This is a genomic window from Novosphingobium sp., assembly GCF_025351285.1.
Lineage (GTDB): Bacteria > Pseudomonadota > Alphaproteobacteria > Sphingomonadales > Sphingomonadaceae > Novosphingobium.
This window is the reverse complement of record NZ_JANXWG010000053.1, coordinates 75728-98481: the sequence shown is the minus strand read 5'-3', so window position 1 is coordinate 98481 and position 22754 is coordinate 75728. Positions and strand designations below refer to the sequence as shown.

The window sequence follows — 22754 nt, the reverse complement described above, 5'->3', positions numbered from 1 at the left end:
GCCAATGTGCCTGCCAGTCAGTTTTGACCGTGCACGACCTGCCCACCCTGAATCCGGCACGGTCTGATCTTTGACGGCTCCGGTCTTTGGCCCGAACCGTCGAATTCCGCGTAATACCCGACGATCTCCGGCTTACGGACAAATTGCGTCAGGCGAAAGCCCGTGCTTTCGAATTCGCAGAACAGCAGCGCCGGCGGGATGCCGTGCCGGTCGGTCGGCCGATCGAGATCGACCACGACCACGCGCCCATTCGCCCGCAAAGCGCCGCGCATCCGCGACAGGAAAGCGTAAGGTTCGGTCACTTCGTGGTACATGTGCACCAGCATGACCCGGTCGAAGCTGTTGGCGGGAAGCTTGGGATCGTCTGGCGCGCCCTGGATGATCGAGACGTTGTCGAGCCGATCATGCTCGACCCGCCTGCCCAGCCGCTTCATCGCCTCGCCGTCGATATCCTGCGCCAGCACCCGGCCCTTCGTGCCGACGCGCGCGCCCAGCCGGACGGTGTAGTACCCCTCGCCCGCGCCGATATCGGCCACGCTGCTGCCCGGCCCGATCGCGGCCAGATCCATCACCGTCTGCGCTTCCTTGTGATTGTCACGCTCGGCTTCGGTGGAAAATTGCGCGCTGACCACGTTCGATACCGGGCGTGCGGCGCGCGGATATTCGCGCGCCGACGTTGGCCGATCAGTATCCCCAGGCGCCTGCTTGCAACCCCCGAGCGCGGTGAGGCAAAAAGCTCCGATCAGCGCCAGATTGCGGAGCCGCATCACGATCAGTCATCGTCCTCGACGCTGACCTTTTCGCCCGTTACGCGCTGCGACAGGGCTGCGGCCATGAACGGATCGAGCGCGCCGTCGAGCACTTCGCCCGGGTTGGTCGAGACATAGCCGGTGCGCAAGTCCTTCACCTGCTGGTACGGCTGGAGCACGTAGCTGCGGATCTGGTGGCCCCAGCCGATCTCGGTCTTGGCCTGGTATTCGCCGCTCGCCACCGCTTCGCGCGTGGCCAGTTCAGCCTCGTACATCCGCGCCTTGAGCATCCCCATCGCGGTGGCGCGGTTCTTGTGCTGGCTGCGATCCTGCTGGCTGGCAACGATGATCCCGGTGGGGATATGCGTGATCCGCACCGCCGAATCGGTGGTGTTGACGTGCTGGCCGCCTGCTCCGGACGCGCGGTAGGTGTCGATCTTGAGGTCGGACGGGTTGATCTCGATGTCGATGTCATCATCGATCACCGGATAGACCCACACCGAACTGAACGAGGTATGCCGCCGCGCCGACGAATCGTAAGGGCTGATCCGCACCAGCCTATGCACACCACTTTCGGTCTTGGCGTAACCGTAGGCATTCTCGCCTTTTATCAGCAGTGTAGCCGACTTGATCCCGGCCTGTTCGCCAGCGTGGTAATCAACCAGATCGACCTTGTAGCCGTGGCGTTCACCCCAGCGCGCGTACATCCGCTGGAGCATTTCGGCCCAATCCTGGCTCTCGGTCCCGCCGGCGCCGGCGTGGACTTCGAGGTAGGCATCGTTGGCGTCGGCTTCGCCCGCGAGCAGCGCCTGGACCTTGTCGGCATCGGCGCGATTCGCCAGCGCGGCCAGCGTGGCGTGGCCTTCATCGACGATCGCAACATCGTCTTCGGCTTCACCCATTTCGATGAATTCGACCGCGTCGGCCATTTCCTGCGAGATCTGGTTGACCGTGCCGACCGCGGCTTCAAGCCGGCGGCGTTCGCGCATCACCGCTTCGGCGCCTTTGGGATCGTCCCACAGCTTCGGGTCTTCAACCCTTGCGTTCAGCTCATCGAGCCGCCGCAGCGCGAGATCCCAGTCAAGGAACTTGCGCACCAGCGCCAGCGCCTTGTTGATCCGATCGATGTGGGCCTGCCCTTCGGCACGCATGAAATGTTACTCCGGCAGCTCGAAAGAGCGCGCGTTAGACCGATTGGCCGCAAAGCGAAAGGGGCGTGCAACGGCGACACACCGCCCCTGCAAGGCGCTCACACCATGAGCGCCGGAGTTTCCTGTCAGCGATGCAGCTTGCGCGCAGCGGCCAGCGAGAGGGTCACGTGCTCGCGCCAATCCAGATTGGAATGGACCATGGCGATCTTGCCGTCCTTGCCGATGACATAGCTGGTACGGTCTGTCAGCCCGAGCACCTTGCCGTCCTTCTTGAACGCAACATCATAAGCCGAGACGATTGCCGGGCTGGCGCTCGCGACCGGGAACTTGTCGCGACATTCGAGCGAGGAGAACTTTGCCAGCGCAGCCTGGTCGTCGGTCGACATGCCGATCAGGGTGGCGCCGGCCTTGCGGAAGTCATCGGCGGATTCGGCGAACGCATGCGCTTCCGACGTGCAGCCGGGGGTGAAAGCCTTGGGGAAGAAGTACAAGACCACCGGGCCCTTGCGCAGCGCCTGCTTCAGGCTGAAGGCAAACGGCTTGCCGCCAAGCGCGCCCTTGGCTGTGAAATCGGGCGCTTTGGCACCCTGCGGCAGCGCGGCAAGCGCGGGCGAGACGGTGCCGAGGGCCAACGCAGAGGCGGCCAGGGCAATGAGCGAACGGGTTGCGAACTTGGTCATCCGAGCAGCGTAGCACCAAGCCGCACGATCCTCAACCGATCACCACTGCACCAACGGGCAGGCTTTAGTAGACCCCCCCTTGGGTTTCTACGAAGCCTTCTTCGCCGCCGCCTTCTTCCTGCTTGCCCGGCACGGTGACGACCGATCCGCGGCGGCTGGCCAAACGGCTGCGCAAGGCGGCGAGAACCTGGCTTCGAACGCTGGTTTCGCTCGCCAGCGAGGACTTGTCGGGCGCGGCTTCGGGCTTGAACGCTTCCCAGATGATCGACGCCTTGGCCTCGCGGTTGGCGGGCGTGCCGGCAAACACCGGGTGGCCCGAGACGCGATCGACCTTGACCATGCGCACGCCCTTGGGCACCGGCGCCGGCACATCGCTCCAGCGGTCACGCGTAGCGAGCAGGAACTGCTTGAACACCGGCGCGGCAATCCGCCCGCCCTGCGCATATCCGCCCAGGCTGCGCGGCTGGTCGAAGCCGATGTAAACGCCCGCGATCAATTGCGGCGTTCCGCCGACGAACCACACGTTGGTCGGGCCCGAGGTCGTGCCGGTCTTGCCGAACAGCGGCAGCTTGATATCGCTCAGGATCACCGCCGTGCCGCGGGTGACCACGCCTTCGAGCATGTGCTCGACCTGGAACGCGGTACGCGGGTCCATCACGATCTGCCCGGCTTCGCGCACACGCGGCATCGACTTGCCGTCCCACTCGGGCATCCTGCAGCCTTCGCACGGGCGTTCGTCGGCGCGCCAGATCACCTTGCCGTCACGATCCTCGACATAGTCGATCAACGTCTGCGCGTGCTGGCGCCCCTGGTTGGCGATGGCCGAATAGGCGTTGACCATCTTGCTGACGGTGGTGTCGCCCGCGCCCAGCGCCATCGACAAATACGGCGGATAATCGCCAATCCCGACCTTCTTGATCGTCTGGACGACGTGTTCCATGCCGGTATCGTTGGCGATGCGCACGGTCATCAGGTTGCGCGATTGCTCAAGCCCCCAGCGCATCGTGTGCTGGCCCGAACCGCCCTCGTTGCCGAAGTTCTTGAAGCATTTCTGCCCCAGCGCGGCGCCCTGGTAGACGCAGAACGTGCCGTCCTCGACCATGCTCGACGGGGTCATCCCGTAATCGAGCGCGGTAGCATAAACGAACGGCTTGATCGTCGATCCGGGCTGGCGCAACGCTTGCGTCGCGCGATTGAAAGCGCCCAACCGCGCGTCGAACCCGCCCTGCATCGCTTCTACACGGCCGTTCTGCGGGTCCTGCACCACCATCCCGCCCGAAACCTCGGGGATCAAGCGCAGCGCGAAGCCTTGGCCGATCGGCGCCACCGCGATCACGTCGCCGGGCTTGGCCAGATCGGACACCGAGACCAGCGGACCGCTGGAACCATCGCCGAAGCCGATCTTGCCAATCGTGCCGGACTTTTCGATGACGATGCCGACGCGCCAGTCCTGGTAATGAATGCCGAGGTTGGCCGTGACCAATTGCGTCTGCCAGTTGCCTGAGGAAATGTCGAAATGCGCGATCGGCCCGTGCCAGCCGCGCCCGCCCGAGTAGCGGATCAACTCGGCACGCAGCGCGTTCTGCGCCTCGGTCTGGAGCTTGGTGTCGAGCGAGGTGCGGACCCACAGCCCGCCCGCATAGACCGAATGATCACCATCGTCGGAGGTTTCGCCGAATTGGTCGATCAACTGGCGGCGCACTTCCTCGAGGAAATAGCCGGCATCGGGATTGTCGGCTTCGGCCGCCATGGTGACGAGGCCCAGCGGCCTGGACTTGGCGGCATCGGCATCGGCCCGGCTGGCCCAGCCGTTGCGCACCATCTGATCGAGCACCCAGTTGCGCCGTTCGAGCGCCTGGCCTTCGAACCGGGCGCGGCTGTAGGTTTCGGGTGCCTTGGGCAGGATCGCCAGGAACGCGGCCTGCTCAAGGCTCAACTCGCCCACGTCCTTGCTGAAATATGCACGGCTGGCAGCCTGGATGCCGAAGCTGCGCCGGCCCAGCGCAATCTGGTTGAGATAGAGTTCGAGGATCTGCTCCTTGGTCAGCACGCCTTCTATGCGCCGCGCCAGGATCATTTCCTTGAACTTGCGGCCGACCGAATATTCGTTGCCGATCAGGATGTTCTTGGCGACCTGCTGGGTGATCGTCGATCCCCCGCGCGCGCGGCGGCCCGATCCGAACTTCAGCACGTAATCGACCATGGCTTGCGCCAACCCGCCGTAATCGACGCCGCTGTGGCTGAAGAAGTTCTTGTCCTCGGCCGCCAGGTACGCATGGATCACCGGCTGCGGGATATCGACGTAGCGCAGTTGCACCCGCCGATCGCGGGCATAGCTCGACACGATTTCGCCATCGATGCCGCGCACCATCGTGGGCAGCGGCGGCTGGTACGTCAGCAGCATGTCGGTTGATGGCAGCCCGCGCAGGATCGCCACCCACGCCACCGCATAGATCACCAGCACCGCGCCCAGCGCATAACCGCCGCGGCGCAGCCATTTGCTCGAACGCCAGCGTTCACGCAGTTGCGCGCCGCGCCCCGATCCCAGCAGGCCGGACGCCGACCGCCGGATGCGCGTGGTGAAACCGGCTTGCGGCGGTTCGGAAGAAGTATCGTCAACCATCAGAGCGCGCCTCTAGCACGGCAGGCCCGGGATTTGCCAGAGCGGGAACACAGCCATGACCGGCTATCGCGCCACACCGGCGGTTTTGGTCGCCACGAAAATTTCGATCGCGCGCGCCAACCGTTCACCGAAGCGTGCGCGCCAGGCCGGATCGGACAACCGGCGCGCATCGTCGGCGCTCGACACATAGCCCGCTTCGAACAGCGCCGACGGCATATCGAGCGACTTGAGCACCGCGAACCCGGCATGCCGCTGCGGGTCGACATGGAACGCAATGGACCCTTTGCCTTCGCGCACGATCAGCGACGAAAGCGCCTGGCTTTGCCGCGCCGTGTCGCTGCGCGACAAGTCGACCAGGATCGAGGACACTGCCTGCGATTGCCCGTCGAGCGGCATGCCGTTGACCAGATCGGCCCGGTTTTCGCGGCTCGCCAACCGCGCGGCGACTTCGTCCGACGCTTGGTCCGACAGCGTGTAGACGGTGGCGCCGCTCGGATCGCCCTGCTCCACCGCGTCGGCGTGGATCGACAGGAACATATCCGCGCCCAGCCGCCGCGCCAGCAACGCACGTTCGCCCAGCACCAGGAAATGATCGTCATCGCGGGTCAGCGCCACGCGCACGCGGCCATGCTTGAGCAGCGCATCGCGAGTCGCCAGGACCAGCGCCAGTGTGACCGCCTTTTCCTTGAGCCCGTTCGGCCCGCTTGCTCCAGGATCATGGCCGCCATGGCCGGCATCGATGACCACCAGCGGACGCGAGGGATCGGCGGGTCCCTCAATCGGCGGTAGCGCAAGCTGTTCGCCCGCGCCGGTCAGCGGCACGCGCACGACGTAGGACGGCACCCCACCTGCCGTCAGCCGCTGCGCGACCACAAAGCCAAGCGCCGCCCCGCTCGCGCCAAGCGCAAGCAGCGGCCAGATCCACGCCCAGATCCCTGTAGAGTTAACCCTCATCCAAGCAGGTCTATGCCCTTGGCACGTGGCTGCGGTAAAGCATTTCCAATCCGCAGGTACGTTTTGGGCGGTTTGTGCCGCCGTGCCAAGCCAGGATTGATTTGTTTCCATTGCCGCCATGTCAATGCGGTGCTAGCACCCGATTGCCGGGCCATTCCGCCTTGTGCACCAGCCGCGCCGACTGCCGCCGCGCGCCGATAGGGCGCCTTGCGGGGCCGTAGCAGGTCTGGGTCAAGCACGGATACCCGGTTCGCAGGGGATGTAGCAACCGGCGTCGAGCTCAGGAAACTGCCTGATTCGATACCGAATTGGCCGATACTGGATCGGCCGGCCCCGCGCAGAGGTTGATGCCGTAATGATGAGCCGTGTTTCCGTAATGCCCATGCGCCGAAAAGCGGCGTGTGCGCGGGCGCGGACCGGCGGATTGCGATTGATCCGGGTGCCACGCATAAAGCGTATCATCCTCGCACTCGGTACCGAGTGCATCGTCATTGCCGCAGACCAGCAAGAACCGCAGCTGTCCGGTAACCGCACGCTGCCAACCATCGGGCTTGCCTCAAGGCTATCCCGTGGGCTGGCTTCGGCGTTTGCAGATGGCATTTTCGCATTCGCGCCCGCGCCGACCGGGGCCTTGTCCCGCGTCCGACACGAGCGTGCCCACCCTAAGTTCCGCGCGCCTTCGGGCAACCACGGCCTTCATGGCCCGGTCCCCGGCGCCCGCGGATGGAGATACCATTATGACAACGCGCATGTTGATCGATGCGCGCCACCCGGAAGAAACCCGGGTGGCGGTGCTCACAGGCAACCGCATCGAGGAATTTGATTTCGAGTCCGCTGATCACAAGCAGATCAAGGGCAATATCTATCTCGCCAAAGTAACCCGGGTCGAACCTTCGCTCCAGGCCGCGTTCGTGGACTTTGGCGGCAATCGCCACGGGTTCCTGGCGTTCAGCGAAATCCACCCCGATTACTACCAGATCCCCAAGCAGGATCGTGACGCGCTGCTGGCCGAAGAGGCCGAACACGCGGCCGAAGAAGCCGCGCTGCGCGCCGCCGAAGAAGCCGAAGAAGACGCCCGCGCCGAACGCGGCGAAGCCGGCTATGGCGATGACGGGCACGACGATGACCGGCACGACGACGATCATGACAATGATCATGACGATGACGATGACGACGATCACGGCAGCGTGATCGAAATCGACACGTCCGAAAAGGACGAAGTCGCCACGATCGAAGGCGGCGTAGTCGACCCGGCCTTCGACGGCGATGATGCGCCCGACACAGATGCGCATCACGACGACGACGCGGACGATGAAGACGCGGATGACGGTGAACGTGCCGACGGCAGCGAAGAATCGCCCAATGGCGAAGCCGGCGACAACCGCCCCCGCCGCGGTCGTGGCCGCCGCCAGGGTGGCCGCGATGGTGCCAGAGATGGTGGACGCGACGGTGCCAGAGACGGTGGACGCGACGGCGGCCGAGACGGAGGCCGCGCCCAGCCCAAGGAAATGGACGAGTTGCGCGCCCGCCGCATGGCGCTGCGCCGTCGTTACAAGATCCAGGACGTGATCCAGCGCCGCCAGGTGCTGCTGGTGCAAGTGGTCAAGGAAGAACGCGGCAACAAGGGCGCCGCGCTCACGACATACCTCAGCCTGGCGGGCCGCTATTGCGTGCTCATGCCGAACTCCAGCCATGGCGGCGGGATCAGCCGCAAGATCAACTCGGTTGCCGATCGCAAGCGGCTGAAGTCGATCATGTCCGAAATGGACCTGCCGCGTTCGATGTCGTGCATCGTTCGTACCGCCGGGCTCAGCCGCACCAAGCCCGAAATCAAGCGCGATTTCGATTACCTTGCGCGGCTGTGGGACGAAATCCGTGACCGCACGCTGCATTCGTCGGCGCCCGCGCTGATCCATTCGGACAGCGACCTGGTTAAGCGCGCAATCCGCGACATCTACAACCGCGACATCGAGGAAGTCGTGGTCGAAGGTGACGACGGCTACCGCGCCGCGCGCGATTTCATGAAGTTGCTGATGCCCAGCCACGCGCGCCGGGTGAAGCACTATGCCGATCCGGTGCCGCTCTATCAGCGCTATGGTGCCGAAGATCAGCTTTCGGCGATGTACGATCCGGTGGTGCAGCTCAAATCGGGCGGCTACCTGGTCATCAACCCGACCGAGGCGCTGGTTTCGATCGACATCAACTCGGGCCGTTCCACCAAGGAACACGGCATCGAGGGCACCGCGGTCGGCACCAACCTTGAAGCCGCGCGCGAAATCGCCCGTCAGTTGCGGTTGCGCGACATGGCCGGGCTGGTCGTGATCGACTTCATCGACATGGAATACGGCTCGAACGTCCGCAAGGTCGAGAAGGCCATGAAGGACGCGCTCAAGAACGACCGCGCGCGCATCCAGGTCGGCCGCATTTCCAGCTTCGGGCTGATGGAAATGAGCCGCCAGCGGCTGCGCACCGGCGTGCTGGAAGCGACCACGCGCGGCTGCCCGCACTGCGACGGTTCGGGCCTGGTCCGCACCGCATCGTCGGCGGGCCTGTCGGCGCTGCGCATGATCGAGGACGAGGCCGCCAAGGGCCGTGGCAACATCGTCACGCTCTATGCCAGCCAGGAAGCTGCGGTCTATGTGCTCAACGCCAAGCGGCACGATCTTGCCGAGATCGAGGCGCGCTATGGCGTGTCGGTTGAGGTGATCCCCGAGGGCGAGAACGAAGGCGCCAAGATGCGCGTCGGCTCGCGGGGGCCGCGTCCCGAATTCGTCCCCAAGTTCGAACCGATCGTCGACATCGACGATGACGAACCGTTCGAGGACGAGATCGAAGACGAGATCGAGGAAGAAGAAGAAGAAGCGTCCGAAGACCGTGCAGAACGTAGCGATCGCAAAGCCGATCGTGCCGAACGCACGGGCGATGCTGAAAGTGAAGGCGATGGCCGTCGCAAGCGGCGCAAGCGCCGGCGTGGCCGCAAGGACCGTCCGGAGGGTGAGCGCGCCGAAGGCGAACACGCTGAAGCAGACGGTGCCCGCGCAGCAGGCGACGAAGCGCAAGACGAAGGCGACGCTGTTGAAGCTGGCTCCGAGTCTGGCGAAACGGCCCCGGTTGCCGGCACGGATGACGAAGCCGAAGGCGGCATCCGCAAGCGGCGTCGCCGTGGTCGGCGCCGTCGTGGCGGTGCGCGTGAAGACGGCGTGGCCGGCGAAGCGCGTGACGCGGGCGAAGGCGAAGCAGGCGACGATGAAGCCGGCGACGCGGCATCGGACGATGCTCCGATTGCGGCGGCCGACCCGGTAAGCGAGACCTCGGACGCAGCAGCGGAAGCGCCGGCCAAAAAGCCGCGCAGCCGTCGCAAGCCCAAGGCCGAAGACGAAACCGTTCCGGTTGAAGCCAAGGCCGAAGCTACCGCGACCGAAGCCGACGGGGCCGAAGCCACCGGGACCGAAGCCGACGAACCGGCCAAGCCCAAGCGTACCCGCCGCAAGAAGGCAGACGCTGCCGATGTGGTTGCAGTGATCGAGGCCCCGGCCGAAGCTGCTGCACCGGCTGCGGACGCCGAAGCCGAAGCCGAAGCCGAAGCTCCCGCAAAACCCAAGCGCACCCGTGCGCGCAAGGCTGCGGCATCGGAAGCCGAAACTCCGGCGAGCGAAACCGCCGTTGCCGAACCCGAAGCCTTGGCTGAACCGGCAGCAACCGCCGATCCGGAATCGGATCAGCCCAAGCGCGGCGGTTGGTGGCAGCGCACGTTCGGCGCCTGATCGCAACCAGCCAATGACCGAAACCCCCGCCGTGCCGCAGCGCCCCGGTCCATCCAGACCTAGGCACCACCGGCCCGGCGGGGGTTTTCGCAATCCCCCCGGAAGCCCGCGCCGTGCGGCAAACTGGCGCGATATGCTGCGCTTTCTGCTGCTCGACATGCGCCGCGCCAAAGTGGGCGCAATCCCGCCCGATCTGTGCGCCGATACCCCGCCCGATCTGGCCACGATGCCCGAAGCGCATCTCGCCTGGCTCGGCCACGCGGCCTTCGCGCTGCGGTTGGCGGGCAAGCTGGTGCTGACCGACCCCTATCTTGGCGACGTGGCAGGCCCGTTCGGTTTCGGGCCGTGCCGGTTCGTGCCGCCGGCCTTGCGCGCGCAGGACTTGCCGCGCGCCGATGCCATCGTGATCAGCCACAACCATTACGACCACATCGATACGGTTGCGCTGGGTGCCTATCGCTATCGTGTGGAAACGCCGGTTATCGTGCCGCTCGGGCTCAAGCCGCTGTTGATCGGGCTCGGGTTCCAGCAGGTGATCGAACTCGATTGGTGGCAGGACTGGCGGCTCGACGGCCTGACGGTGACCGCCTTGCCCGCAATCCATTTCTCGGGGCGCGGGCTGTTCGATCGCAACCGCACGCTGTGGGCCAGCTTCGGGATCGCATCGCCCGAAAAAAACGTGTGGTTCGGCGGCGATACTGCACTGGGCCCGGCGTTCGACGAAGTGGGCGAGCGCGCCGGGCCGTTCGATCTGGCGCTTGTGGGTATCGGCGCTTACGAACCGGCAGCGATCATGCAGGCGGTCCATGCCAACCCCGAAGAGGCGATCGAGATCGCGCGAAAACTGCGCGCCAAGGCGGCTGTCGGCATGCATTGGGGATCGATCATGCTCACGCCCGAAGACCCGTTCGAGGCCCCTGCCCGCTTCCGCACCGCCGCTCGCGGCCAGCAGTATGGCGAGGACAACGCCTGGATCATGCAGATCGGCGAAGTGCGAGGGTTCTGACGCAGCGCCCTGCGAGAACTTTCACCACCACATTGGACGCCGCTGCTGAACTCGCAGAATGCAATTCAATCAATTGCTTAAGGCGCAATTTTCAATCCAGATCTAGCCGAATGGGTTCAGGATCGACCCAATTGGGCTTTGTTGCGTGCATGGTTTGGAGGAATCATGTCAACACACGACGACACGCCCGGTCAGCAATCCATCCCATCAACCCGGCCCCATCAACCCGGCCCCATCAACCCGGCCCCATCAACCCGGCCCCATCAACCCGGACGCCACCGCGGCCAACACAGCATGCAATCTTTGCCGGCCATGCATGTTCGCACGGCATGGCAAAGTACCTGACAGATGGGCCTCCCCACCAGAGCACGTGCCAAGGGGGCATTCGCAGACGGGCACACGTGCAACTTGAGCGTGCCGGGAGCGCCGCGCGCTCCCGGCGCCGCGTCTGGGGCTTGGGTGGCATTGGGTGGCTTTGGGGGGGCATGGGTCATGGGAATGCACAACGGACGCAACCGGATCGCCAACAGCAAGCGCGCGGGCGTGGCGCCACGGGCAAAGTCGCCGCGAACCCACCGAAAACCGCCGCCTGGGCAGTCCGAAACCGCACCCCGGGCCGAGCGCTTGAATGGCGCGGCGCCTACCGCAAGATCATCCAGTGTGGTTTGTGCGACGTTGCGGACATTTCCACTGGATGCGGTGATTCCGGCTCGGCTGGACGGTGCAGTAGCCCGCACGCATGCGCCTGGCGGCGGTTGTCTTGTCGTATTGGCGCGGCGCGAAAACTTGCTTGCCGAACCCAAACGATTTGCAGCTCGTCCTGCCCTGGCCGAACGAACGCTGTCTCGCGCATCTGCCGCCAAACCCGTCGAGATCGAGTCACCGGTTGATGCGGCAACCCCATCGCCGGCCGCACTGCCATTGCCAAACGCGCCGGAACCGCTGGTCATGCTGCCAACCCCGGATCCCGAAGCGACGCGCGATCGAGCGCTGGAAACCGTGCATGCGCCGAACCAGCCGCTCCCGCGCAATCGCGCACTCGTGGCGCCGGCGACCGGTCTTGTCGGCAAGCTCGTGGCATGGTTTTCAGGATCGGCGCGACGATTGTGGCATGGCACGCCGTCCACCGTCCGCCCGCGGGTAGGCGCCCCACCGGACCCGCTATCGGTGGTGCTGCTGCGGGCAGAACTGCGCGAATTGCGCGCCGAACTCGCGATCGCCCGGCGGGTGGCCGCACGCTGCGAAGTGGTCGCCGGGACTCGGCCTCGCGAGGATGCACACTAACCCGCTTGGGGCAAAAAAACTTTGCGTCTGCAATCGAGATCATGGGATTCGTGCGGGAACGCGCGCCGGGCTGGGCATTTGTTCGAATGATAGGGCAGTCCGCGGCGCAATTGTGGCCGCACTGCCCGCCTCGCACAAGGAACCCACATCATGGCCGCTACCAAGACCGCAACCAAGCCTGACCCCAAGTCCGCAACGCGCGCCAAGCCCAAGACCGGTTCGCGCACCTCGCGCCGGACCAGGGCCAGCGCCGCAGCGCAAGACGCGATCGCGCTGCTCAAGGCCGATCACCGCGAAGTGAAGACGATGTTCGAGCAGTTCGACAAGACCGAGGACGATGCCGAGAAGGCCACGCTGGCGCAAAAGATCTGCACCGCGCTGAAGGTTCACGCGCAGATCGAGGAAGAAATCTTCTACCCCGCCGCTTACGAAGCCATCGATGATGACGATTTGCTCGATGAAGCCGAAGTCGAACATGCCAGCGCCAAGGACCTGATCGCGCAGATCGAAACCAGCCAGCCCGGCGAACCGCTGTTCGATGCGAAAGTCAAAGTTCTGGGCGAATACATCGACCATCACGTCAAGGAAGAAGAAGGCGAATTGTTCCCCGAATGCCGATCGAGCAAGATGGATCTGAAGACGATCGGCGCGCTGATGGCCGCGCGCAAGCAGGAACTGATGGCCGCGATGGCTTGATCGGCCGGCGCCCCTCGACTGCCTATCGTCGAGGGGTGCAGCCAGCGTAAACTTGCGTTTCGGCCGCCCGATTGCCGCGCGACATAAACTCAAGTAATTTGGTTGACATAAGTTTCCCGACTCGCGGGTATTTATGGAGACCCCGGCAATGCGTTCCATTCCGATCGTTACCGTCCTGCTCGTCACCACGCTGGCCGTCTCGGCTTGCTCAAGGCAGGAAGCCGAAACCCCCGATGCTGCAACGGCATCCTCCGCCAGTTCCACCGCCGCGCATCGAGACGCCGATCCTGCCCGCTCCGGCCCCGACACCATCGGCCGGCACAACGCACCCGGCGTGGCGTTCGATTACGCCTATCACTTCGCGCTGCCCCGCAACGCCATCGGCCCGGTGCAGGAAAAGCACGTGCGCGCGTGCGAACAGCTCGGGCTTTCGCGGTGCCGGGTCACGGGCATGAAATACGATGCCGGCGACAACGATCGCATAGATGCTTCGCTCAGCTTGCGGCTGGCGCCCGACATCGCCCGGATGTTCGCGCGCGATGCGGTAAGCGCGGTCAAAAAGAGCAAGGGCAAGCTGGTCAACGCCGCGGTGACCGGCGAGGATGCTGCCGCAAAGCTGGCAGAAACCAACGCGCGGATCGAACAAATCGCCGCGCATCGCAAAGTCCTCGAAGCGCAACTCGGCCGGCCGGGCCTGCTACGGCAGGAACGCGAGGAATTGCGACGCGAACTATCAGGACTGGGCGAAAAGACCGTGACCGAGCGGCTGTCGCAATCGCAGACGGTGCAATCGGTCGCGACCACGCCGATGACGTTCGCTTACGCCAGCACCGAAGGCTTCGGGCTTGGCGGCAGCCCGCTGAACGAAGCCGCGCACGCATCGTGGCGCGGAACCAGCGCGATCGTGTGGATGGTGACCGTGGGCCTGGGCGTGGCGTTGCCGTGGCTGGTGCTGGTGCTTGCCGTAGTGCTCGGCTGGCGCTTGGCTGCGGCCAGGCGGTTGCGCGCGTGGCTGACCGGACGGCCGGCGAAGCTCGACGCGCCGGATTGACAAGGCGCGCCGCTCAACCGGGCGCGGTCGCCACGCCCCATTCCATCCACGCCGCGATCCTGGGCATCCTGGGCGCATAACGTGCGCCGATCGGCGTTACCGCGAAGCCCGCCTGCGCGATCGATCCGCTGATCGGTCGCGTCAGGTGGCAGCCGCCCGCCAGCGGTTTCCACAGCGGCTCGATCCGGTCCTGCCACCTGGCCACGTCCGCATCGGGCGAGCGGCCGTGTTCCAGGAACAGCAGCCGGCCTCCCGGCACCAGGATACGGCGCAATTCGGCCAGCACGCGCGCCGGGTCCGCCACCGAACACAGCGTGAAAGTGCACACGGCGGTGTCGAAACTGCCGCTGGCGAACGGAATATCCTCACCCACCCCGTCACGGATATCGGTTGCCCAGCCTCTGCGTTTTGCCTCGTCACGCGCGTAATCGAGCAGTTTTGCACCAGGGTCGATGCCAGCAAATGCGGTGACCCGCGCGGGATCGTAGAACCGCTGGTTGAGCCCGCCGCCGCACCCCAGTTCGAACACCCGGCCCGACGCGAGCGGCACCACCTCGGCGCGGCGATCCATGATGACTTCGGAGCCGCACAGCTTGCGGATCACGCGCGGGACTACATGGGCATCGTACCAGCTTTGCAAGCCCATCACGTTTCCCCCGGTTGATCCCAGGATCAGGCTAGCATGGCACCGAGCCGTCCGCGAATCACGGCTTCGGCTTCGGCGACGATGCGGTTGATCAGCACCTCGCAGGTCGGGATGTCGTGGATCAGGCCCTGGATCATGCCCGCGCTCCAGATGCCGTGGTCGGTGTCGCCGGTCTGCAGGCCTTCGCGGCCACGCACGCCCTTGACCAGATCGGCTACCTCGGTGAACGGCTTGCCTTCCTTCTCGGCCGCGACGACCTGCTGGCTGATGCCGTTCTTCGCCACGCGCGCGGTGTTGCGGTAAGTGCGGAAGATGAGGTCGGTCGAGCGTTCGTCCGCCGCCACCATCGATTGCTTGAACGCATCGTGGATCGGCGCTTCAACCGTTGCACAGAACCGCGTGCCCATGTTGATGCCGTCTGCACCCAGCGCCAGCGCCGCGGCCAACCCGCGCCCATCGCCGAAGCCGCCCGACGCCAGCATCGGGATTTTCACCTTGTCGGCCGCCGCCGGGATCAGGATCAGGCCCGGAATGTCGTCCTCGCCGGGGTGGCCGGCGCATTCGAAACCGTCGATCGAAATGACGTCGACGCCCGCCCGTTCGGCCGACAGCGCGTGGCGCACAGCGGTGCACTTGTGCAGGAGTTTCACGCCGTGGGGCTTGAGCATCTCCCACAATTCACGCACCGCAGGCGTGCCCGCAGTCTCGACAATCGTGATCCCGCCATCGAGCACCGCTTGCGCATAGGCCTTGTAATCAGGCGGGTTGATCGTGGGGAACACGGTGATGTTCACGCCGAACGGTTTCGATGTCATCGACCGGCAGCGCTCGATCTCGTCGCGCAGCGCCTGGGCGCTGGGCTGTGTGAGTGCGGTCAGAATACCCAAACCGCCTGCGTTGGATACTGCCGAGGCCATTTCTGCGGTGCCCACCCACTGCATGCCGCCCTGGACGATCGGGTGTTCGATACCCAGCATTTCGGTGATGCGTGTCTTGATGGCCATCGGATATCCCCTTGAATATTCTCAGTAGCTGCGTGGAAGCCCCAGCACGTGTTCGGCCAGGTAGCTCAGGATCAGGTTGGTGCTGATCGGCGCGACGGTGTAAAGCCGGGCCTCGCGGAACTTGCGTTCGATATCGTATTCCTCGGCGAACCCGAACCCGCCGTGAGTCTGCACGCACATGTCGGCGGCGGCCCAGCTTGCTTCGCTGGCGAGCAGCTTGGCCATGTTGGCCTCTGCGCCCAGATTACCTTCAAGCTTGCCGCCCGCATCAAAGGCTTGCGCCGCGTGGTGGACCATCAGTTCGGCCGCGCGCATCTGCGCGTAGCAGCGCGCGATCGGGAACTGGACGCCCTGGTTCTGGCCGATCGGGCGGCCGAACACCTTGCGTTCTTTCGCGTAGTCGGTCGCCTTCTGGATGAACCACTTGGCATCGCCGATACATTCCGCCGCGATCAGGACGCGTTCGGCGTTCATGCCCGAGAGGATGTAGCGAAAGCCCTTGCCCTCCTCGCCCACCAGTGCGCTGGCGGGGATGCGCATGTCGTCGAAGAACACCTCGGTGGTCGAGTGGTTCATCATCGTGCGGATCGGTTTGATCGTCATGCCGTTTCCGACGACCTCCCGCATGTCGACCAGGAAGATCGACAGCCCCTCGGTGCGCTTGGCGGCCTGATCGGCGGGCGTTGTGCGCGCGAGCAGCAGCATCAGGTCCGAGTGTTCGGCGCGGCTGGTCCAGATCTTCTGGCCGTTGACCACGTAATGATCGCCGTCCTTCACCGCCACCGTTCGCAACGATAGCGTATCGGTCCCGCTGGTCGGTTCGGAGACCCCGAACGCCTGCAATCGCAGCGAACCATCGGCGATGCCCGGCAGATAGGCGCGCTTTTGCTCCCCGCTGCCGAACTTGAGCAGCGTGTTCATGATGTACATTTGCGCGTGGGCGCTCGCGCCGTTGCAGCCCGCCGCCTGGATCTCCTCCATGATCACCGCCGCGGCATCGAGCTTGAGCCCCGAGCCGCCATATTCGTGCGGGATCAGCGCGGCCAGGAACCCGGCCTGTGTGAGCGCGGTGACGAACTCGGTCGGGTAAGCCCGCTCGCGGTCCTTGTCGCGCCAGTACTCGCCCGGAAAGTCCGCGCACAGCCCCGCAACCGCGCGGCGGATTTCGGCAATATCGTCGCTTTCGGTCATGAGATTTCGGTCATGCCGGGATGGCGTTGAACGGCACGCCCTTGTCGGGCCGGTGGTCCTGCGGCAGCCCGAGGATGCGTTCGGCGATGGTGTTGAGCAGCATCTCGTCCGCCCCGCCGGCGATGCGGCCGGTGGGGGCGTTGATCCAGCTTGCCGCCCAGTCGGTCTTGACCGAAGCGTGCGCATCGAACGCAAATCCGCTGTTGCCCATCAGGTCGAGCGCCAGTTCGCTCAACTTCTGCCGGCTGCGTACCGCGACCAGCTTGTTGAGCGAGCCTTCGGCGCCCGGCTCCATCCCCGCCCGCATCATCAGCATCGCGCGGGTGGTGATCGATTCCAGACCACTGCGCATCGCATAATTGCGCGCGATGGTCGAACGGATGCGTCCGTCCTCGATCGCCGGCTTGCCGTTGAGGTCTGTGTGCCGTGCCAGGTCCACGAACTCGTCGATGTGCGGGCCGAACCCGCCGCTGTCGGTGGCGATGTAGCGTTCGATCATCAGCGTGGTCATCGCCACGGCAAAGCCGCCGCCGACCGGGCTCATCCGCTGCGAGTCTTCCAGCCGCACATCATCGAAGAACACTTCGTTGACGTGGCTGTCACCCCCCGCCAACTTGATCGGGCGCACGTCGACTCCGGGCGCCTTCATGTCGACCCAGTAGTAGGTCAGGCCCTTGTGCTTGGGCACGGTCGGGTCGGTGCGCGCGACGATCACGCCGTAATCGCAGTATTGCGCCCAGCTCGTCCACAGCTTCTGGCCGTTCAATTTCCAGCCGTTTCCATCCACTTCGGCGCGGGTGCGCAGGCCGGCCAGGTCCGAGCCGCCCGCCGGTTCGCTGAACAACTGGCACCAGATTTCTTCGCCCTTGAGCGCCTTGAGCACGCGCTCCTTCATGAAGTCCTTGTCCGCACCGAAGCGGATCAGGATCGGCACGGGCATCCCCAGCGAGATGCCAAAATAGCCGCCCGGCATGCCGAACACCATTTCCTCGGTATCGAACGCCAGCTTCTCGATATGCGTCAGCCCCTGCCCGCCCACGTCCACAGGCCAGTTGATTCCGGCGTACCCGGCATCGAACTTGGCACGCTGGTAGCGGCGGCCGAGCGCCAGATCGTCCTCGACCGAGAGGCCGACGCGGGCATCACGGCCGAACGTGGGCGCCACGCTTTCGAGCCAGGCGCGCGCGGTGCTGCGGTAGGTTTCCAGATCGCTCATGCCGCTTGTCCCTGCAGTTCGTTCACCAGCACATCTTCCCAGAAAAACAGATTGCCCGCCTCGATCGCCAGCGACCGCGCGCGGCGCATGTGGAGATGCAACCCAGCCTCCCAGGTCACGCCGATCCCGCCGTGGACCTGCACGCAATCGCGCGCGGCTGTGTCATAAGCCTCGGTGGCGGATATCCGCGCGGCGGCGGCGGCGGTGACGAAGCCCGGGCCAGAAATACCACAGACGCCTTCGAGCGCGGCGGCGTGGATGCAGTTGGCGCGCGCGATCTCGACCAGCCCGTAAAGCTCGGCGATGCGGTGCTTGACCGACTGGAACGCGCCGATCGGCTGGCCGAAGGCCCGCCGCGTCAGCGCATAATCGCGCGCGGTGAGCATCAGCGCCTCGGCCCCGCCCACTTGTTCGTGAGCGGCAATCACCGCGACCCGCGCCATCACGTCCATCGCCAGCGCATGCGCGACCGGCCCTTGCGCGATGACCACTGCTGGCGTTCCCGCAAACGCAAGATCGGCGTAAAGCCGGCTGTTGTCGAAGCTGTCCACCGCGCTGCGGGTGGCGCCGGAGAGCTCGGCCAGCACCAGCACCGGCTGGCCATCGACCGAGGCCCACACCAGCGCCACATCGGCGGTCAGCCCGCCGGCGACGCCATTCTTGGTGCCCGACAGCTTGCCATCGATGAACGGCGTGGCCGCCACCAGCGGCAAGGGTGCCGATCCTTCGGCAAAAGCGATCGCAGCAGTCGCCTCACCGGCAGCCAGCTTCGGCAGCCACAGCGCCGCCGCATCCGCATTCGAACCGCCCTGCAACGCCGATGCAACGCCATAACCCGAGGTCAGGAACGGCGCACCCGAAGTCGCCGCACCGCACGCCTGCGCCACCAGCCCAAGTTCGATGAGCCCGAGCCCCAGCCCGCCATGATCCTCAGCGATGCCGATTCCGGTCCAGCCCTGTTCGACCACCGTGTCCCAGAACGGCTGGTCGTACTTGCCCGTCTGTTCCAACAGCGCCAGCAACCGCGCCTTGTCCATCCGCGCATCAAGCACCCGCCGCGATTCACTCGCAATCGCCCGCTGACCTTCATCGTACAAGATCGACATTCCAAACCCACTCCCGCGGTTGTTTAACCGATCGATTAAACGCCCGCGATGGAACTGGCAAGCGTTGCCTTCAGGGCAACTGTTCGGCCAGGAGCAGCGCGTCCGACAATCCGCGCAGCACATCGTTGAGGTGGGTGCAGCCCATCGTCGTCGGCAAAGTGTCGATCACGGCATTGCGGAACTCGGCCACGTTTTGCCCGATCATCCGCGTCGCCTTGATCGAGGCGCCAGGGCATTCCTGGAACGGCAGGATCAGCGGCAGTACCTGCATGGTAACGAGCACGCCCGACGCCGGATCGATTTCGGCATGGACGCGGTATTCGTGGATGGCGATGCGGTTTCCGTCCGGGCCGGGACCCGAGTCCTGAAATGCCGCGTCGACCTTGATCAGCCCGTCCTCGCGCCACAAGTCCAGCCGCCGCGCACGCCGGCTTTGCGGTCCTTCCTGCGCGGGCAGCGCGTGCCAGCCGGCCGGGTCATCGGGGTTGTCGAACGGACCGACGACGGTGCTCGAATGGTTGAGCTCGACCGAACCGTCCGATGCCATGGCGCTCGCGCCCGGCGCAAAGCCGGTGCACACGCCTTCGCGCGGGCCTTTCATGTTTTCGGGGATCGCGCGCTCCTTGCGCCAATCGGGGTTCCACGCCGACCAGATCCACCCCGCCACCAGGCTGGCGCCCGCAAAATCGTCGAGCAACTGGTACAGCGGCCCGCCGCGCACATCGCCCATGATCCCGCCCAGCGCGACCCGGCTGGCCCCGCCCGCGCGCACACCGACCAGTTCGTGCGAACGCGGGTGCTGTGGTGACACTTCGACCTTCAGAATCTCGCGCAGCGGCGATGCGGTGATGCTGAAGCTGCCGTGTGCGACAACCCGCGGCGCGCCGCCATCCAACGGGCTCAGCAGTTCCTGCGCGCGGCCTTCGAGGCACCATGGCTGGCCCACGCCTTCTGGCCAGCGCGAATCGATCGAGCTTGTCCGCCGGATCGATCCGGGGCGCCGCAGCGGCGCCGGACCGGCCGAAGTTCGCGCAAAGGGGAACTTTTGTGGTGCGTTCAAAACTCGGCTCCTTGGCCAATCGTGCCGTGTAGTCGCGCGTCCTTGGGCGCGATTGCGGTCGCTTCGTCAAGGCCTGCGCATATCATGGCGCTTGCGTTCGGTGGCGGACCGATCAAGATCGCCCGGGCGCGCATCGGCATTCAGCAGGGCAGTTCAGACCCCTCGCGCTTCTGGAGAGAGCGCCGGCACAAATCCATGCCGGCGCAACGATGCACCCGACGGAGACCCTGCTTGACCGACCAGATTTCAACCCGGCACCTTGTCGATCCCGAAGTCATGCCGATGCTCGAACTGCTGAACCTCAGCGAATTCTCGGCCGAAACCCTTCCCGCCATACGCGACGGCATGGTCGCCAGCGCGGCATTGTTCGGGGAACCGCCGATCAAGCCGGTGCGCGAAACCGTGCATGGCCCCGATGGCCCGAATGGCCCCAGCGGGGAGATTGCGATCTACTGGTACGATCCTGCTCCGGGAACGAAGAACCGTGCCGCGCTGCTGCAAATTCACGGTGGCGGCATGGTCGTTGGATCAGCCGAGAAGATGCAGTTCGGACCATCGGCCACCGCCGCCGCGCTGGGCATTCCGGTGGCCTCGGTGGAATACCGATTGGCGCCCGAAACTCCCTTTCCCGGCCCGCAGGAGGATTGTTACGCGGGGCTGCAATGGCTGACAGACAAGGCCGATCGGCTGGGTGTCGATCCGGCGCGGATCGGCATTATCGGCGAAAGCGCGGGCGGTGGCCTGGCTGCCGCGGTGGCGCAGATGGCGCGCGACTTGAATGGCCCCAAGCTGGCCGCGCAGATCCTGGTGTACCCGATGCTCGATCACCGCACCGGCAGCCAGGCCTGCCAGCACAACAACCGCATGACCGGCGAATTCGTGTGGAACCGGTCCTCCAACCAGTTCGGGTGGGGCGCGCTGCGGGGTGACTACCAGCCCGACGACCATCGCAAGGGCTGGTTCTCGCCCGCCTTGGCCGATAACCTTGCGGGCCTGCCGCCTACCTGGATCGGCACCGGCTCGCTCGACCTGTTCTTCGACGAGGACCTCGATTACGCCAAGCGCCTGGTAGATGCCGGAGTGCCGCTGGAACTGCACGTCTATCCGGGCGGGCCGCATGCGTTCAATCTCGCCAATGAAGCGACCATCTCGCAAGCCTTCAACCGCGACATGATGGGCGCAATCGCCCGCCTGCTGAACATCGGAGCCAAAACATGACAACCACCGCCGCCTGGGGCGCACCCGCCGCCACCGCCACGCTCGAACCCTTCAGCATCGATCGCCGCGCGTTGCGCGACGAGGACGTGGCAATCGACATCGCGTTTTGCGGCGTGTGCCATTCGGACCTCCACGCCGCGCGCAACGATTGGGGGCGGACCAACTATCCGTTCGTACCCGGCCACGAAATCGTCGGCACGGTCAGCGCGGTGGGCAGCGGAGTGACCACGTTCCAGCCGGGTGACCGCGTGGCAGTGGGCACGATCGTCGATTCATGCCGGCACTGCGACGCCTGCGAAGACCACGAGGAACAATATTGCCGCAAGGGCGTGACCGGCACTTACAACGCCAAGGATCGCATCGACGGCAGCCCCACGTTCGGCGGATATTCGAAGTCCATCGTGGTGGCCGAACCTTACGTGCTGCGGGTGCCCGAAGCGCTCGACATGGCGCGCGCGGCGCCGCTGCTGTGTGCCGGAATCACCACGTACAGCCCGTTGAAGAACTGGAATGTCGGGCCGGGCACCAAGGTGGGGGTTATCGGGTTGGGCGGCCTGGGCCACATGGGGGTGAAATTCGCGGCTGCGCTGGGCGCCGAAGTCACGATCATCACCACCTCGCCCGCCAAGGGTGAGGATGCCAAGGCACTGGGCGCAACCCACGTGCTGGTCTCGACCGACAAGGACGCGATGAAGACGGCGCGCGCCAGCTTCGATTTCCTGCTCGATACGATCCCGGTGGCGCATGATGTCACGCCGTACCTGACGCTGCTCGACCGGCAGGGCACGCTGTGCATCGTGGGAGCAATCGACATGCTGCCCAGCTTCCATTCGGCGCTGCTGCTGGGCGGGCAGAAGGCGGTGGCGGGTTCGGGCGTGGGCGGCATAGCGCAAACGCAGGAAATGCTCGATCTGTGTGCAACGCAGGGCATTCACGCCGAATGCGAGGTAATCGCGATGAGCGGGATCAACGCGGCGTTCGCACGGATGGAGAAAGCCGACGTGAAGTACCGTTTCGTGATCGACATGGCGACCTTGTGAGGATGGACATCGAAACGGAATACTTACAACTTGTAATTCAAATCCGATAAAGTCCGTCAACCGCCGATTGCAGGCTCTGGCCGAGTTTCGCGGGCTAGACGCAAGTTCCGCCTGGTGAGACGCAGGTTCTTGATATTTTCTTGCACTCGCGCGGCTTTTCACATTGCTTTCGGTAAGATGCGCTCATCGACCAGAACCCGGTGATTTCATCGAACCGCGAGGCAGTTTGCTATTGAATAGGCCCGAAGTTTAGCGCACCTTTCTTGCATCGAGCGTGAGCACAATTTGCTCCGACTCAACGCAAGCGGGGGTTTG

At 65.1% G+C, this 22754-nt stretch carries 18 protein-coding genes; 7 read left to right on the top strand and 11 right to left on the bottom strand.

The features are described from left to right. Positions 1–17 precede the first annotated feature (17 nt). From Q0R16_RS06455 to Q0R16_RS06435, 5 genes are all read right to left on the bottom strand, one after another. Positions 18–767: a class I SAM-dependent methyltransferase gene (locus Q0R16_RS06455; RefSeq protein WP_295633762.1), complete on the bottom strand. Its 750-nt coding sequence runs from the start codon at positions 765–767 to the stop codon at positions 18–20. Between the two features lie 5 nt (positions 768–772). Continuing rightward, a complete protein-coding gene (gene prfB / locus Q0R16_RS06450; RefSeq protein ID WP_295633759.1) occupies positions 773–1900 on the bottom strand; it encodes a peptide chain release factor 2 in 1128 nt (375 codons plus the stop codon). 125 nt (positions 1901–2025) lie between these two features. Further along, positions 2026–2580, bottom strand: coding sequence for a peroxiredoxin (locus tag Q0R16_RS06445; RefSeq protein ID WP_295633756.1), 555 nt, complete (start codon positions 2578–2580; stop codon positions 2026–2028). 64 nt (positions 2581–2644) lie between these two features. Further along, on the bottom strand, positions 2645–5203 hold the full coding sequence (locus Q0R16_RS06440; protein ID WP_295633753.1) for a transglycosylase domain-containing protein: 2559 nt from the start codon (positions 5201–5203) through the stop codon (positions 2645–2647). Between the two features lie 63 nt (positions 5204–5266). Beyond that, on the bottom strand, positions 5267–6157 hold the full coding sequence (locus tag Q0R16_RS06435; protein WP_295633750.1) for an N-acetylmuramoyl-L-alanine amidase: 891 nt from the start codon (positions 6155–6157) through the stop codon (positions 5267–5269). A 737-nt stretch (positions 6158–6894) separates the two neighbouring features. Between Q0R16_RS06435 and Q0R16_RS06430 the strand changes: the two genes are divergently transcribed. The 5 genes from Q0R16_RS06430 (at position 6895) to Q0R16_RS06410 (ending at position 13958) form a co-directional block, all read left to right on the top strand. After that, complete coding sequence (locus Q0R16_RS06430; RefSeq protein ID WP_295633748.1) at positions 6895–9921, top strand: Rne/Rng family ribonuclease; 3027 nt, start codon at positions 6895–6897, stop codon at positions 9919–9921. A gap of 133 nt (positions 9922–10054) precedes the next feature. Next, positions 10055–10927, top strand: coding sequence for an MBL fold metallo-hydrolase (locus Q0R16_RS06425; RefSeq protein WP_295633746.1), 873 nt, complete (start codon positions 10055–10057; stop codon positions 10925–10927). Positions 10928–11425: 498 nt separating this feature from the next. Next, positions 11426–12211, top strand: a complete 786-nt coding sequence (locus tag Q0R16_RS06420) for a hypothetical protein (RefSeq protein ID WP_295633744.1) — start codon at positions 11426–11428, stop codon at positions 12209–12211. 150 nt (positions 12212–12361) lie between these two features. Next, on the top strand, positions 12362–12907 hold the full coding sequence (locus Q0R16_RS06415; RefSeq protein WP_295633741.1) for a hemerythrin domain-containing protein: 546 nt from the start codon (positions 12362–12364) through the stop codon (positions 12905–12907). 148 nt (positions 12908–13055) lie between these two features. After that, the gene (locus tag Q0R16_RS06410) at positions 13056–13958 is read left to right on the top strand and encodes a hypothetical protein (protein WP_295633739.1); all 903 of its coding nucleotides are present in this window, start codon (positions 13056–13058) and stop codon (positions 13956–13958) included. A 13-nt stretch (positions 13959–13971) separates the two neighbouring features. Here Q0R16_RS06410 and Q0R16_RS06405 read toward each other — a convergent pair whose 3' ends face one another. From Q0R16_RS06405 to Q0R16_RS06380, 6 genes are all read right to left on the bottom strand, one after another. Then, positions 13972–14604 (bottom strand): class I SAM-dependent methyltransferase, encoded by a 633-nt coding sequence (locus Q0R16_RS06405; protein WP_295633807.1) that lies wholly within the window; start codon positions 14602–14604, stop codon positions 13972–13974. 26 nt (positions 14605–14630) lie between these two features. Then, positions 14631–15608 (bottom strand): nitronate monooxygenase family protein, encoded by a 978-nt coding sequence (locus tag Q0R16_RS06400; protein WP_295633737.1) that lies wholly within the window; start codon positions 15606–15608, stop codon positions 14631–14633. Positions 15609–15629: 21 nt separating this feature from the next. Next, positions 15630–16799: an acyl-CoA dehydrogenase family protein gene (locus Q0R16_RS06395; protein ID WP_295633735.1), complete on the bottom strand. Its 1170-nt coding sequence runs from the start codon at positions 16797–16799 to the stop codon at positions 15630–15632. Between the two features lie 10 nt (positions 16800–16809). Next, complete coding sequence (locus Q0R16_RS06390) at positions 16810–18015, bottom strand: acyl-CoA dehydrogenase family protein (RefSeq protein ID WP_295633733.1); 1206 nt, start codon at positions 18013–18015, stop codon at positions 16810–16812. Continuing rightward, positions 18012–19121, bottom strand: coding sequence for an acyl-CoA dehydrogenase family protein (locus Q0R16_RS06385; RefSeq protein WP_295633732.1), 1110 nt, complete (start codon positions 19119–19121; stop codon positions 18012–18014). Before Q0R16_RS06385 ends, Q0R16_RS06390 begins: the two co-directional genes overlap by 4 nt. Before the next feature lie 70 nt (positions 19122–19191). Further along, on the bottom strand, positions 19192–20181 hold the full coding sequence (locus Q0R16_RS06380) for a DUF2889 domain-containing protein (protein WP_295633731.1): 990 nt from the start codon (positions 20179–20181) through the stop codon (positions 19192–19194). Between the two features lie 231 nt (positions 20182–20412). On the opposite strand from Q0R16_RS06380, the gene Q0R16_RS06375 reads away from it, so the two are divergent. Both Q0R16_RS06375 and Q0R16_RS06370 read left to right on the top strand, forming a co-directional pair. Next, positions 20413–21399 carry an alpha/beta hydrolase gene (locus Q0R16_RS06375; RefSeq protein ID WP_295633730.1) on the top strand — a complete coding sequence of 329 codons (987 nt, stop codon included), beginning with the start codon at positions 20413–20415 and terminating at the stop codon, positions 21397–21399. After that, positions 21396–22439, top strand: a complete 1044-nt coding sequence (locus Q0R16_RS06370; protein ID WP_295633729.1) for an NAD(P)-dependent alcohol dehydrogenase — start codon at positions 21396–21398, stop codon at positions 22437–22439. Before Q0R16_RS06375 ends, Q0R16_RS06370 begins: the two co-directional genes overlap by 4 nt. The last annotated feature ends 315 nt before the right edge of the window (positions 22440–22754 follow it).